The organism is Flavobacterium johnsoniae UW101 (assembly GCF_000016645.1).
Classification (GTDB): Bacteria; Bacteroidota; Bacteroidia; order Flavobacteriales; family Flavobacteriaceae; genus Flavobacterium; species Flavobacterium johnsoniae.
In genome coordinates, this window is sequence record NC_009441.1 from 4,469,007 (window position 1) to 4,482,039 (window position 13,033).

The window sequence follows — 13,033 nt, forward strand, 5'->3', positions numbered from 1 at the left end:
CTAAAAGAAATGATGCTTTTTGATGAGACCGAAATTTTTTCATCGGGAAACAGCGGCAAAAGAATATTTGACGTACCCGATGCTGACCTGCTGCTGATAGATAATTTTTTCAGCAAAGCCGAATCGGATTACTATTATAAGGTTTTATACCACGGCACGCAGTGGCGGGAATACGAAATGCCGATGTATGATAAGGTTGTAACAGCCCCAAGGATGATTTCATGGTACGGCGATACCAACAGACCGGAGAGAAAATCCAATCCAGACTGGCCTTCGGAACTGCTTCAAATCCGTGAGCGTGTAGAAAATGAAACCCAGATCCGTTTTAATGCCGTGCTGCTTAATCTGTACAGGGACGGCACAGATGGTGTGGGATGGCACAGTGATAAAACTTCTTCCAGCAATAAGAATATGAACATAGCCTCGGTGACTTTTGGGGAAACACGTCTGTTCAGGCTTCGCCATAAAACACTAAAACATATTGCGCCGATAGAAATTCCCCTGCACCATGGCACTTTTCTGCTTATGGCAGGAAGCACCAATACGTATTGGGAACATCAGGTGCCCAAGACGGCTCGTGCTGTATTGCCGCGGATCAACCTTACTGTTCGTCAAGTCAGGGAAACCTAAAGTTTCCTTAGATCATTTTAATACCTATTGTTCCTTTTATACAGGCTTACTGTCCTTAAGTTATTGTTTTAGATGCAAACTATAAACAATTGGAAATCATTGCAATCCTATAATAATCCAGTTATATAATATAACAGCTTTGTTTTTACTCACGTTAACTTTGGGTAAACTAATAAAATTAATAATCATGGACGATAGAAACAACATAGGACAAGAGAATACTACACATATCAATATCTCCGAACAAAGTGAAATCCAGCAATGGGCAGAAAAACTAAATGTGCCGCAAGAGATATTAAAAGATGCTGTGAGGGCAGCCGGCACTAGTGTAGAAGAAGTAATCGAACATCTTAATGAAAATCCTCCCTGCAGAGAGAGTGCCTCAGAGGCAGTTCATTTAAAAGACGGGCCATGGCATGATGATCATCAAAAGAGCCGCTATGATAATCCTGAAGGAAAAAGCATTGAAGAGGCAACAGACCCCTCAAAATTATCACAGCTTTAAATTTTTAAAAGCCGTATGCAAAAATATTTAGTTTATTTTTTACAATTATCCATCTTAAAGTTTTAAATGAATAACATAAAATTAAAAAACTATAAATCAAATTATTGAAAACGTTACTAAATTTTAATATAACACTAAAACAGAAGATTATGTCTAGAGAAAATTACGATAACTGCGATCAGGATGAACGCAGTTATCACGCGGCAGATGATTCCATAAATTCAGAACTTATGGAGAAAAAAGATCCGGCGATCAACCAGCACGAAAATGATACTACCGGTATACACGGCGATACTTCAGAACATCCCAATCCTCGTCCCGATGAACGTGATCCTGATGCTGACAGAAGAACCCTTGACGAGGAAAAAGCGGTTGAAGACCAGGATGAAGACAATTAAACCGCTGTTTGAAACTCTCCTGCAGAGAGAAAACGAGATAAGATCCTGAATAGATTTTTTAATTGAACTAATTTAAGAATTCTCTTCAGGATTTTACTTTGAATACCAGAGCCGTTATGCTGCAGAATATTACCTGAAAGCTTTACGACCATTACTTTTATCATTGTTTGATGCTATTTTCTGTTGTCTGTGATTTATTACCTCTTCAAATTAATTGTCTAAATTTGCATAACAGGTACTGATCTAACTGTTTTGTAAAAGGAATTAGATCAAAAAATATTGCTTCAAAAAATGAACGACCCGATTCTAGAAAATCTCAATCCCAGCCAGCTCCAAGCAGTGAAAACCACAGAAGGATACGTGCGTGTTATTGCCGGTGCGGGATCTGGAAAAACAAAAGCCCTTACCTCCCGCTTTGCCTACATTGTGGACAGACTTGGCATAAACTCCTCCAATATACTCTGTGTAACCTTTACCAACAAGGCCGCCCAGGAAATGAAAAAACGCGTCAAGGCACTCATCGGTGATACCTATGATCTGGCTTTTATTACCACTTATCATGGCTTCTGCGTAAGGTTCCTCCGTGAAGAAATAAACAAAATACATTTTCCAAAGAATTTTATAATATTGGACGCGGAAGATCAGAAAAGCATATTGCGTGATATTTTCAACGAACTTCAGATCAACTCCAAACACCTGACTTTCAAACAGGTGCTGCGCTTTATATCCAAGCAGAAAAGCACTTCAAATTACCTGGGGTATATACTTGAAAATAAAGGGTTTGAACCTGACCCAAGTGATTCATTATCCAGCCGTATCTTTCAGATTTACCTGGACAAACTCAAACGCAATTATGCTTTGGATTTTGATGATCTGATCCATTTTACTGCTTTTATTCTGGACCATAATCCCGATGTGCTTTTAAAATGGCAGCAAAACCTGCATTACATTCAGGTGGATGAGGCGCAGGACAGCTCAGAGAACCAGTTTCATCTGGTGGAAATCCTGTCTCGTGTACATCAAAACCTGTTCCTTGTCGGGGATCCCGACCAGACCATTTATGAATGGCGCGGGGCGAAACCGGAATATCTTGTTGAGTTTGACAGCATGTTCCCCGATACCCAGACCATTATCATGAACCGCAATTACCGCTCTACGCCGAACATCCTCAAGATCGGGAATCACATCATCAAGAACAATACGGTAAGGGTCGACAAAGACATGATCACCGACAAACCCGAAGGCTTTGAAGTGGTGCATTTTCACGGAAAGAATGACTTTGAGGAAAGCCAGTGGATTGCTTCTGAGATCAAGGAAATACTGCAGGCTGAACAGGCCGCATATTCCGATATCACCATATTATACCGTTCGAATCACCTTTCAAGAAATATTGAACAGGCCCTTATCAAAGATAATATTCCCTACTCTATTTTTGGGGGCATCCGTTTCTTTGAAAGAAAAGAGATTAAAGATGTGCTCTCTCTTTTAAGGCTCATTGTTCAGGGAGACAACTTCTCCTTTCTGCGCATGCACAACCACCCTGCCAGGGGACTTGGCAAAAAGTTCCTCGAAAGACTCAGTCTTCTGGCAGGGGAACAAAACCTTTCCCTTTTACAGGCATTGGAGCGCAACATCACCGACAAAGAACTGGCAAAAAAAGGCGCTGTTGAATTCCTGGAACTGATTGCAGAGCTGCGTGAAACAGCCAAAACAAAGTCCATCTCAGATCTGGTCAAAATTATACTCGATAAAAGCGGGCTTTCTGAACTATACCGCAAAGACGGTGATGAAGACAGGCTTGAGAACATTAAGGAACTTGTCAATTCGATGCTGCTGCTGGAAAAAGAAAACAATGCTCCGGTGGACATTATTGAGTATCTCCAGGAAATATCCCTCTACACCGATCTGAATACTGATACCGAAAATCAGGACAAGGTTAAACTGATGACCATTCATATTTCGAAAGGACTTGAGTTTCCCTATGTCTTCCTGTGCGGTTTTACCGAAGGTGTACTGCCCAGCGCCCTTTCTGTCAAAGAAAGAAGGGCACGTGCTATTGAAGAGGAAAGAAGGCTCATGTATGTGGCCGTTACACGGGCAGAAAAACGATTTTACATGACTGATTCCGAAGGTTTTAATTTTACCACAGGACTCAATAAATATCCATCAAGGTTCCTTTTTGAGATCAAAGACGAATTTTATGTCCGCAAAGGAAAACTCTCCCAGCAGATTATCGAAAACAGCCGCAATCATCAAAGCCCTGGACAGCTGCAGGAAAATACAGCTTTCAAAGAAGGGGATTTCGTAATGCATCCGGTCTGGAATAAAGGAAAAATACAAACGGTCGACCTGGAAAAAAAAGAATATCTGGTGGATTTTTTTGATATGGGAAAAGTAAAACCCATCGATTTTGGGTTCAAACATCTGACGGGTTTCTCCGAAGACAGCGGGGATGCTGAAGGGCCGAAAGAACTTTTGGATCTGGCAGCGCATTTGAAAACAGCACCTGACCCTTTTGAGCAGGATACTGCTTTGAAACCACAGGGCATCACGTCGTTATCTTCTGACAGTATTTTTGATTCCGGCCCTATGCCGGATCTAAGTGAAAATACGAAGCCAGACAAAAAAGATTCAAAAAAATGGTGGAAGCTTTAAAAGTCCTGCTGCTGCTTCTCTATTTTTACATTTCATCCAGCAGCAATGCAAAAGCCCAGTGTTTTTTTATGTAAACAATGGGCTTTTGTACGTTTTCCGGCTTGTATAAGACCAGCAGACTATCATGCAGGCGCTTTTAATCGGCGTATATACTGCTATAACGCCGAAAACACGGTTTTAGTATGCATGACACAGATTCACTCCTTCGCGTTCTCCATCGCGCTGATAATTTTAGCTACTTCAGTCTCGGTAGATTTAAGTTTTGCCTGGCAGAACTCAATGAGTTCAGATGCTCTTTTGACTTTGGCAGCCAGCTCATCCACAGAGATCGTTTCATCTTCCATTTCTTTGGCAATTAATGCCAGTTCTTTGGCAGCTGCCTCATAAGTCAGTGTGTTTTCCATCATAATGAATTTTTTCATTGACCGTACTTTTCAGTATGGCATCTTTTAATAGTATTTCAATCTGCTCTCCTTCTTGTATACTGCCGGCTCCGTTTATAATTTTATCATGAACCCGTACAACAGCATACCCTCTGCTCAGTACATGCTGCGGAGAGAGCAGTTTTATGGTTTTCCGGCAGTCCTCCAATTGCAGTTTGCGGCTGCGCAGGTAATGGCTGGTAAAAATCTTTAAGTTTGCTTTTAAGTGCCGCAGATTACTGTTTTTCTGCTGGATGATACCCTGCGGCCGCTGTAGGGTAAGCTGCGCCGTTAAAAGCAGCTGCTGTTTCTTGTCATTTAACAGGGATCTTCCTGTCTGAACAATATGCTGCCGGGCCATCATCAGTTCTTCTTTCTGCACTGAGATCAATTTCCTGGCATTATGGGCAACAGCATTTTTAAGACTGTTAAGCTCGTTATGATATTGCAGAAAAAGCTGCTGGGATTTTATGACGATGTTTTTCTGCAGCGCTAGTATTCCCAGCTCAAAACTCCTGTTATGGGCAATGATGAACTCCGCGGCCTTGGTTGGCGTTTTAGTATGGGTATGGGCCATGAGGTCGGTAATGCTGATATTTTTCTGGTGCCCGATGCCGGTTATAACAGGAATAGGGAATTTAGCGACAGCCCTTCCAATATTGTAATTGTCAAAAATCAGAAAATCGGACTGTGATCCGCCGCCTCTTGTAATAACAATGACATCGTAAGGAATCCCAGTATTGTAGACCTCAATAAGCTTGTTTAAAAAAAGTTTGGCATTATTGTCCCCCTGAACAACGGTGTGATAGTCATCGATCTGGAAAACATAGCCAAAATCATTATGCTGCATGGTGTGGCGGAAATCCTCGTTTCCTGCTGAACTGCTCGAAGAAATGACCGCAACTCTCTGGATTACTGCCCCAAGTTTAAGACGGCTGTTCAGCGTAGAGTACCCATCACCTTCTTTGTGTATAAAATCATTTTCTTTTACAAGCCTCTCAAGTGTCGCGTTGCGCTGCTGTTCCAAAATCCCCAGCATAAAACTGCTGTCGATATCCAGAAGGTTCACCGAAAGGCCGTACAGCGGATGAAAATCCACGCTTACCTGCACCAGCACATGCAGGTTGTTGGTAAAGCGCTGTCCGGTGCTGCTTTCAAAATCAAGGATCCTCAGTGCTCCGGATCCCCAGCTCTTGCCCATTATTTTTGCTGTGATCGCACTGCTTTTATCTGATTTCTCAACCAGCTCAAAATAATGGATCTTTTTATCCGCTTTAAAAGAATGATTGGTAATATCGGCCACTACCCAGTAGGTCTGTCCCTTAAAGCGGGCATTGATCGTATCCTGGATCTGGTCGTTGAGCTGTGAGAGTTTTATATACTGGACTGGCTGCATAGTTTTCTTCAAGGCTGCACTTTATGTTTTTTCTCTGCTTGTTTTTATTTCTGCTAAGGTACTAATAATACAACGCAATCTCCAAAGTACTCTTTAGGATCCTAATAAACAGCTTTATTAGAAAACTATAGTATTGAGCCGGCAGATAACTTCCAACTTTTTATACAATTTTTTTTATTATACCGTAAAAATCGGCATGCGAAGAACTGCTGTCCATACGGTACTGCAATATACTGGATTCCAGCCCCATTATTTAGTAACAGTTAAGAAAAAACTTAAAAATTAAATTGGCATAACAATACCACAATGTAAATTTTATCCTATATTTAAAAAAATATTTCATCTTTATATAAACCTTAAAAACCATGAAAAATCTGCTAATTTTATTCGTCTTCCTGACATTTTTGAATTCCTGCGATAAAGACGATAACCCAAAAACTGCATTAGAACAGCTTCCTGTATTAACTTCTACGGGAGCTAATACTGCAGGATGTCTGGTTAATGGCGAAGCTTTTCTGCCCAAAGGCAATCTGCCGGCTCCGCTGTTTTGTCAATATACAGATCAGAAACACTTCAGTATTGCCATTAATGAAAAAATCAGCAATACAATCAGAACTGTCAATGTTGCCAGTTTAAATGAAACACTTGAAGTAAATAAGGTGTACCAATTAAAAGAATATGGAGAAAATTCCAAATTTGGAGAGTATGCGGTGTTCAGTGAGGATTTTAGTGATAATCTCTATCAGACCAATTCCATTGTTAAAGGTGAATTAAAAATCACAAACCATGATTACAAAAAAGCCACCATCAGCGGTACATTTTGGTTTGATGCCGTTAATGATAAAGGCGAAAAAGTTGAAGTACGGGAAGGCCGGTTTGATATGGAATACTAACCCTTAAATATAATATATGAAGAAAATTTTACTTCTCTTTTTTACGCTTTTCTTTTACAGCAGCATGAATGCCCAACAGGAAGAAATTAATACAACATTCAGCTCACAAATGAACCAGATCTTTGGTTCTCTAGACCGTTCCAGAATACCCAATGGAATTTTACTCGATTATGGAATGGAATTTACCAATGTACCTGCTTTTAACGGTATATTAAGCGACAGCACCTATTGCAATAAAACAATATTAAAACAGATTTATAAAACCCTTCTTACCAGCAGGGTTCAGGCATCCAGCCCCGCCTGGATTAGTCCTGCCGAATACGATACTCTGTGGAATTCAGAAAAAACATCCGGGGTACTGACCGTAAGCGGTCTGTTCTATAAATATTCACAATTTGCCGCTAATGCCCTTTCATCCAACAAACTCACACTGTCGAACAACATATTTTATGATAAATTTGTAAATGGTGTCTGGCAGAATCCGTATCAGGAAATGAAAGCGTTTGCTATGTCGCCGGGCGTTATGCAGGAGGACAGCAAAGTGCTGCAGGTAAGGATCCCATCGAGCATATTCTTAAGTAATGCACAAAACTCAGTATCCAGCATCCAAATTGATTTCAGTAATGGTTCAGGCTATGTAAATGTGCCGTTGAATCAAAATATCACCGTAACCTATACCACAACAGGAACTAAAATCTGGAAGTATAAATTAAATCTCTCTGACGGGACTTCTCTGTACAGCCACTCTTTAATGAAAATTGGAAGAGAAGAAAATTTCGGTGATTTTATATGGCCGCCGCCAAAACCTGTATGCGAATTGTGCAGAGTAAATCCGAATGAATCACCGGTTCAGATAACGGGAACAATACCTTATCTGGGCATGACGGGTTCTGCCAAACTGACTATAGATTATGCCGGGGAACCAAGTCTGGGAATCCGAAATCCGTTAATTGTTGTAGAAGGCTTTGACCTGGGCATTTTACTGGAACCAGAAAAAACATATGGGAATACGGATTATGCCACTTTTAGAACCTCTGTAATGAATTCCAGCAGCATCGAATTGAGAAACTTACTTTTTGGGGAAGGCAAGCATTATGATATCATTTACGTTGACTGGGATAACGGGGTAGATTACATGCAGCGAAATGCGTATGTGCTCGAACAGGTAATCAGTTATGTAAATTCCCGTAAAGTAACCAACGCAAAAACAGTAGTTTTGGGACAAAGCATGGGCGGTGTAATTGCCCGATATGCGCTTGCTGATATGGAACAAAGAGGCATAGATCATCAGACCAGTTTATTTATATCACATGATTCACCCCAGCAGGGAGCCAATATACCGGTTTCACTTCAATACATGTTTCGTCATATTACCAAACAATTTGCACAGGTGGGCAATACTACCTGGGGGAATTTAGTAACTATTCCCATTGCCGATGATAAATATAATGTTGTGAATTCGCTGTCAATTCTTGATGCCCCGGCCTCCAAACAGTTAATTGCCAATTTTGTAAATACAAATTATGCCATAGACAATACCGAATATACCAGCTTTTACAACGAATTAAAATCAAAAGGACTGCCCAACAGCGGAGGTTATCCCCTTCAGTGCCGCAATATTGCTATAAGCAACGGAAGTGAATGCGGTACACCGCAGAATTTTAATCCCGGAGATGACATCGTCAATGTTCAATACAATAAAAGTTTAAATTTTTTAGAAGATCTGGCAAGTTTAGTAATCAATCCCCTGGGAGGCACCCTGGCCGGTGAATTTATAAACCGTAACTTTTACACCGTAGCGTTTCTGGGACTGCATCCGGGACATTCTACCTATGCAGCGGATTTTCAGGCAAAGTCATTGTATGCCTCTGAAGGCAATAGAATCTACAGAGGAAAAATTTCATATACAAAGAAAATATTCTGGCTCGTAAAAATCACAGTTGATTTCACTAACGTTGGCAAAAACCAGCCTTCAAACTTATTGCCTTTTGATACCTATGGAGGTGGTTATTATGATACTAAAAACCTAAATTCAAACAATACTATCCCTGATTTGAATGTGATGATCAGAGATCGTTTTAACTTTATTCCAACTGCAAGTGCATTGGATATAGGAAAAAGAAATATATCATTGACAAATGCTGATTATACAAACTCTTATATTGGCGCCATTCCGCCTCAGGCTCCTAAAAACAGTCCATTTGCAAATTTTACGGCTGATATAAGCAATACAAACACCGCTGCACATAACAAACCTCACATTAGTTTTAACAAAAGAAACGGAGACTGGCTGGCCTCTGAGCTTAATGCAGTGGGAAATCCTTCTCCCAACCCTATCCAATCAAATTGTTCCTTCATATGCACTGACCCGCAGATCAGCGGCAGCAGTTCGCTTTGTAATACAGCGGTATATAGTGTTCCCAACGCTGCCCAAAGTTATACCTGGAGTGTAACGCAAGGCGCCAATCTGGTTGCTCTTACCGGAAACGGAACAAATTCAATTTCACTTCAGCTGCTGGCTCCCAGAGCAACGGGTCAGATTGTATTAAGCCTTACACTCAGCAGTCCTGAATGCGGTTACAAAACTATATCCAAAACAATCAATGTTGGAAATATACATTACACATCTTCTATAGAAGGCCCTCATGATATCTGTGAAAACCAGACAGTAACCTACACCATTCCTGGAACCTGTCCTGATATACCTGTAATACAATGGTCGGTTACGCCCAACTTAACTATACTTTCTACTTCTGGATATTCCGTTACAGTTCAGGAAAATACCGGAATGGCGGGAACAGGACAGCTTACGGCAACTTTCCCTACAGACGGTTCAACCATGACTCAGTATGTAGAAATTGGAGACAATCAATATTTTGGAGCGCAAAAAACCGTTTTCCAATATCCGACCGATCTATACAACAACTATCCTGCCAATGGAAATCTGATTTTCAATATGTGGGTTTACCCCAATAATCCTGACAGCGAGTATACCTTTTCTGACTTTAAAATAAAAGGTGTTCCTGTAAATATTAATATTGAAAGAAGAACAAACGGCATATATATTTTCTGGGTTCCGCAATATATGGCAGATGAAATAGAATGTCCTGTTCTGGATTACACACTGACCTGTACCTCTCGATGCGGGGTAGTCCGTTCAATTCCAGGAGGCGTTGCAATCACTTGTCTTGGTTTCTTAGATCCCGGTCCACTGGAACCAATCGGACCAATAGAGGGCAGATCTGCCGGTAATCAAACCAGTTATAAAATTTATCCCAACCCAAGCAGTAATATTATAAATATAAATCTGGCAGATGAAAATTACAGGCCGGTTTCCAGCAGTCTAATCCGCGCAGAACTTTATAATATTTCAGGTGATCTGAAATCTGCCGTGACAATTAAAAATCACACGGCCCAGCTTGATGTTTCCGCTCTGCCGCTCGGTGTTTATGTGCTTAGAATAAATGTTGATGGTAAGACTGAAAGCCATCAGGTTCTGGTCAAATAAAACAAAAGAAACTAGCAATTTTGATAAAAAACCTTTTGGGTTGATCCCAAAAGGTTTTCTTTTTTTAAAGACTCTGAACGGATTAAATTAAATCTTTGTTACTGAAACGAAATCGTCTCGATAGGTTTTTCTGCTGATTAAACCGGCAATAAACTGCTTTTATTCGTTCCTATACTCAAAGGAGGTCTCAAATATCTTGATATGAACCTTCTCCCCCTGTCCCGGACGTGACTGTAAGTGAACTAATCAGAATTAAAAAGGTCCGTTTTATATTTATCATCTTGGTATTTTACTCTACCTTCAATATACCAACTAGTTATCCTCAAAACCAAAATGTACAACGGTACAACTTAATAATTTAAATAACTGAAATTGAATTATGAAAATAAACCGAAAATTATATGATCGTGATTTCAAAATAAATGCAGTTAAAGTAAGCTATGAAAAAAACAGCCTTAAGCGATATGCTGAAGAAATTGGGATACTGCCCTGCTTACTTACCAGATGGCGCAAGGAATTTCAGCAGTTTGGAACCGCCAGTTTTCAGGGACCGGGATTTGTCAGGGTTCATCCGGATCAGAAAAGAACTTTTGAGCTCGAAAAAAGAAAAAAGGAATCCGAACTGAGATTTGAAATTTTAAAACAGGGAGCGCCATTTCTCTTGCAGGGAAACCTGCCAGCCTATCAATTTATAAAAGACAATGAAAAAAAATACGGTGTTGTGCGAATGTGCGAGGTTTTAGGTATTGGTTCAAACCGATACTTAACTTGGAAATACAAAGGTATTTCAGAGAAAAAAAAATATTTAATCTTATTACGAAAAGAGATCACTTCCATTTTTTTAGATTTTAAAAAGCTCAAAGGCAAGAATCAAATAACAAAAGAGCTCAACAACCGAGGCTTTACTATAGATCACAGGAGAGTATCATTTCATATGAAAACTCTAGGACTGCGCAGGATTAAAAAAAAATTTAAAATAACAACAACAGACTCAAAACACAGTCTTTACACTCCACCTAATGTACTAAACAGAAACTTTACAGTTTCCGAACCTGGTAAATTCTGGGTTTCTGATATTACCTATCTTCATACCACTAAAGGATTTCTATACCTGACCATAATCATGGATCTGTATGATAGAAAAATAATAGGATGGAATATCAGCTCGGAACTTTCCACAATAAAAACCACAATACCGGCCTGGGAAATGGCTGTACGCAATCGAAAAACCGAGGAGGGCCTGGTATTCCATTCTGATCGCGGTGTTCAATATGCCAGTAAAGCCTTCGCGGAAAAACTGGAGTCCTACAACTGCATTAGAAGTATGAGCGGTAAAGGAAACCACTTTGACAATGCCGTTGCGGAAGGCTTTTTCAGCACCTTAAAAAGGGAATTGATCAGAGGTGAAAATAGAGTCATGACACCAAAGCAGATGAGGAATCAGATATCTGAATTTATTGAAAACTGGTACAATAAAAAAAGAATCCACACGTCGCTGAATTTTAAAACTATAGAAGAGTTTAACACTTTAAATTCATAGTATGGATGGATACAAAACTAATATGTACCTGCTTTTAAAAACATAATTGAAATGTCATAAGTGTATGAAAAAACAACGCAGATCATATAACAAGTTATTTAAAGAGAAAGCTGTTCAGCTGAGCTGCGAAAAAAAGAATATTGGAAAACTTGAAAAAGAACTTGGGCTCTATCCGGGTGCTATTTACAATTGGAAAATAGCTTTTCAAAAAGCTCAAAATGCAAATATAGAAAAAGACAAGCCCCTAAAAGAAGGAAGTAAAATTCAAATACTTGAACAGAAAATTAAAAGATCTGAATTAAAATACCAATTTTTTAAAAGTGCTTTGAAATATATTGACCAAGGAAATGAAATCCTATTTAGCTTTATGTTAGAAAGTGAAAAAGAATATCCTGTACGATTAATGTGCGAAGCAGTAAATTTTAACAGAGACACCTATTATACATGGAAAAACCAGACTATTTCAAATAAAAAGACCAGAAAGAAATTAATTAAAAAAGAAATAGTAATCATATTTCATAATGCAAAAAGACGCTATGGTACGCCTCGGATTAAGGTCGAACTTCAAAATCTGGGCTATAAAGTAGCTCGTAAAACAATAAAAAAATACATGAAGGAACTAAACTTAGAATGCAAAGTTTAAGATATTTTCAGAATGCAGTACTTTGTAGACAAGTAATTACCAAAAAAGGTCTTGTCATCAAAAATATTTCTATATTATTTCTAATGAAAGTTTAAATCCAATAAGACTCAATGCTTTTTATCAGAATTAAAGTTCAGAGCCCGTCGGCTTGATATAGGGCGGGCTCTGGTTTGAAAATTGGATTTACTTTAATGTGATTGTATCTACAAGATTCTCCTGATCGATAAAAGCCGCAATATACTGCTGGACTTCATTACGTTTGTCTGAATCCGTTTCAAAAGTGTTGATATGGTACTCGTCATCCTGATCTAGAATATGGATAATCTCGGTATATCCTTTTGAAATCAGGTTCCCTTTAAGCTTAATGACAGTGAGCTGCTGGCGTGCGTCCAAATCTTTTCTCACTTTTAATTGTATTGCTTTTTCCATTGTGAAAGATTTGT

Annotated in this window: 11 protein-coding genes; 8 read left to right on the forward strand and 3 right to left on the reverse strand. The window is 39.4% G+C overall.

Going from position 1 to position 13,033, the window contains the following annotated elements; all coding sequences use genetic code 11:
* Positions 1 to 9: 9 nt before the first annotated feature.
* From FJOH_RS19525 to FJOH_RS19540, 4 genes are all read left to right on the forward strand, one after another.
* Positions 10 to 630: an alpha-ketoglutarate-dependent dioxygenase AlkB family protein gene (locus FJOH_RS19525; RefSeq protein ID WP_012025747.1), complete on the forward strand. Its 621-nt coding sequence runs from the start codon at positions 10 to 12 to the stop codon at positions 628 to 630.
* A gap of 187 nt (positions 631 to 817) precedes the next feature.
* Positions 818 to 1,135: a DUF3606 domain-containing protein gene (locus tag FJOH_RS19530; protein WP_012025748.1), complete on the forward strand. Its 318-nt coding sequence runs from the start codon at positions 818 to 820 to the stop codon at positions 1,133 to 1,135.
* Between the two features lie 149 nt (positions 1,136 to 1,284).
* Positions 1,285 to 1,533, forward strand: a complete 249-nt coding sequence (locus FJOH_RS19535) for a hypothetical protein (RefSeq protein ID WP_012025749.1) — start codon at positions 1,285 to 1,287, stop codon at positions 1,531 to 1,533.
* Between the two features lie 291 nt (positions 1,534 to 1,824).
* Positions 1,825 to 4,188, forward strand: coding sequence for an ATP-dependent helicase (locus FJOH_RS19540; protein ID WP_012025750.1), 2,364 nt, complete (start codon positions 1,825 to 1,827; stop codon positions 4,186 to 4,188).
* 197 nt (positions 4,189 to 4,385) lie between these two features.
* On the opposite strand, the gene xseB is transcribed toward FJOH_RS19540, so the two are convergent.
* A complete protein-coding gene (gene xseB / locus FJOH_RS19545) occupies positions 4,386 to 4,610 on the reverse strand; it encodes an exodeoxyribonuclease VII small subunit (protein WP_235023072.1) in 225 nt (74 codons plus the stop codon).
* A complete protein-coding gene (gene xseA, locus FJOH_RS19550; protein WP_235023071.1) occupies positions 4,570 to 6,018 on the reverse strand; it encodes an exodeoxyribonuclease VII large subunit in 1,449 nt (482 codons plus the stop codon). The genes xseB and xseA overlap by 41 nt, the downstream gene beginning before the upstream one ends.
* Positions 6,019 to 6,371: 353 nt before the next feature.
* Between xseA and FJOH_RS19555 the strand changes: the two genes are divergently transcribed.
* From FJOH_RS19555 to FJOH_RS19570, 4 genes are all read left to right on the forward strand, one after another.
* On the forward strand, positions 6,372 to 6,899 hold the full coding sequence (locus tag FJOH_RS19555; protein ID WP_012025753.1) for a DUF6252 family protein: 528 nt from the start codon (positions 6,372 to 6,374) through the stop codon (positions 6,897 to 6,899).
* 16 nt (positions 6,900 to 6,915) lie between these two features.
* The gene (locus FJOH_RS19560) at positions 6,916 to 10,407 is read left to right on the forward strand and encodes a T9SS type A sorting domain-containing protein (protein WP_012025754.1); all 3,492 of its coding nucleotides are present in this window, start codon (positions 6,916 to 6,918) and stop codon (positions 10,405 to 10,407) included.
* Positions 10,408 to 10,786: 379 nt separating this feature from the next.
* Positions 10,787 to 11,947, forward strand: coding sequence for an IS3-like element ISFjo2 family transposase (locus tag FJOH_RS19565; RefSeq protein ID WP_012025755.1), 1,161 nt, complete (start codon positions 10,787 to 10,789; stop codon positions 11,945 to 11,947).
* Positions 11,948 to 12,011: 64 nt separating this feature from the next.
* Entirely contained in the window at positions 12,012 to 12,590 is a 579-nt protein-coding gene (locus tag FJOH_RS19570; RefSeq protein WP_012025756.1) for an IS3 family transposase, read from the forward strand.
* Between the two features lie 183 nt (positions 12,591 to 12,773).
* Here FJOH_RS19570 and FJOH_RS19575 read toward each other — a convergent pair whose 3' ends face one another.
* Positions 12,774 to 13,019, reverse strand: coding sequence for a hypothetical protein (locus FJOH_RS19575; protein WP_012025757.1), 246 nt, complete (start codon positions 13,017 to 13,019; stop codon positions 12,774 to 12,776).
* Positions 13,020 to 13,033 lie beyond the last annotated feature (14 nt).

What these genes read in the sequence shown, in the direction of transcription:
- FJOH_RS19525 (WP_012025747.1), top strand. Translation starts at nt 10, where the DNA reads ATGATGCTTTTTGATGAGACCGAAATTTTTTCATCGGGAAACAGCGGC.
- FJOH_RS19530 (WP_012025748.1), top strand. Translation starts at nt 818, where the DNA reads ATGGACGATAGAAACAACATAGGACAAGAGAATACTACACATATCAAT.
- FJOH_RS19535 (WP_012025749.1), top strand. Translation starts at nt 1,285, where the DNA reads ATGTCTAGAGAAAATTACGATAACTGCGATCAGGATGAACGCAGTTAT.
- FJOH_RS19540 (WP_012025750.1), top strand. Translation starts at nt 1,825, where the DNA reads ATGAACGACCCGATTCTAGAAAATCTCAATCCCAGCCAGCTCCAAGCA.
- xseB (WP_235023072.1), bottom strand. Translation starts at nt 4,610, where the DNA reads ATGAAAAAATTCATTATGATGGAAAACACACTGACTTATGAGGCAGCT.
- FJOH_RS19555 (WP_012025753.1), top strand. Translation starts at nt 6,372, where the DNA reads ATGAAAAATCTGCTAATTTTATTCGTCTTCCTGACATTTTTGAATTCC.
- FJOH_RS19560 (WP_012025754.1), top strand. Translation starts at nt 6,916, where the DNA reads ATGAAGAAAATTTTACTTCTCTTTTTTACGCTTTTCTTTTACAGCAGC.
- FJOH_RS19565 (WP_012025755.1), top strand. Translation starts at nt 10,787, where the DNA reads ATGAAAATAAACCGAAAATTATATGATCGTGATTTCAAAATAAATGCA.
- FJOH_RS19570 (WP_012025756.1), top strand. Translation starts at nt 12,012, where the DNA reads ATGAAAAAACAACGCAGATCATATAACAAGTTATTTAAAGAGAAAGCT.
- FJOH_RS19575 (WP_012025757.1), bottom strand. Translation starts at nt 13,019, where the DNA reads ATGGAAAAAGCAATACAATTAAAAGTGAGAAAAGATTTGGACGCACGC.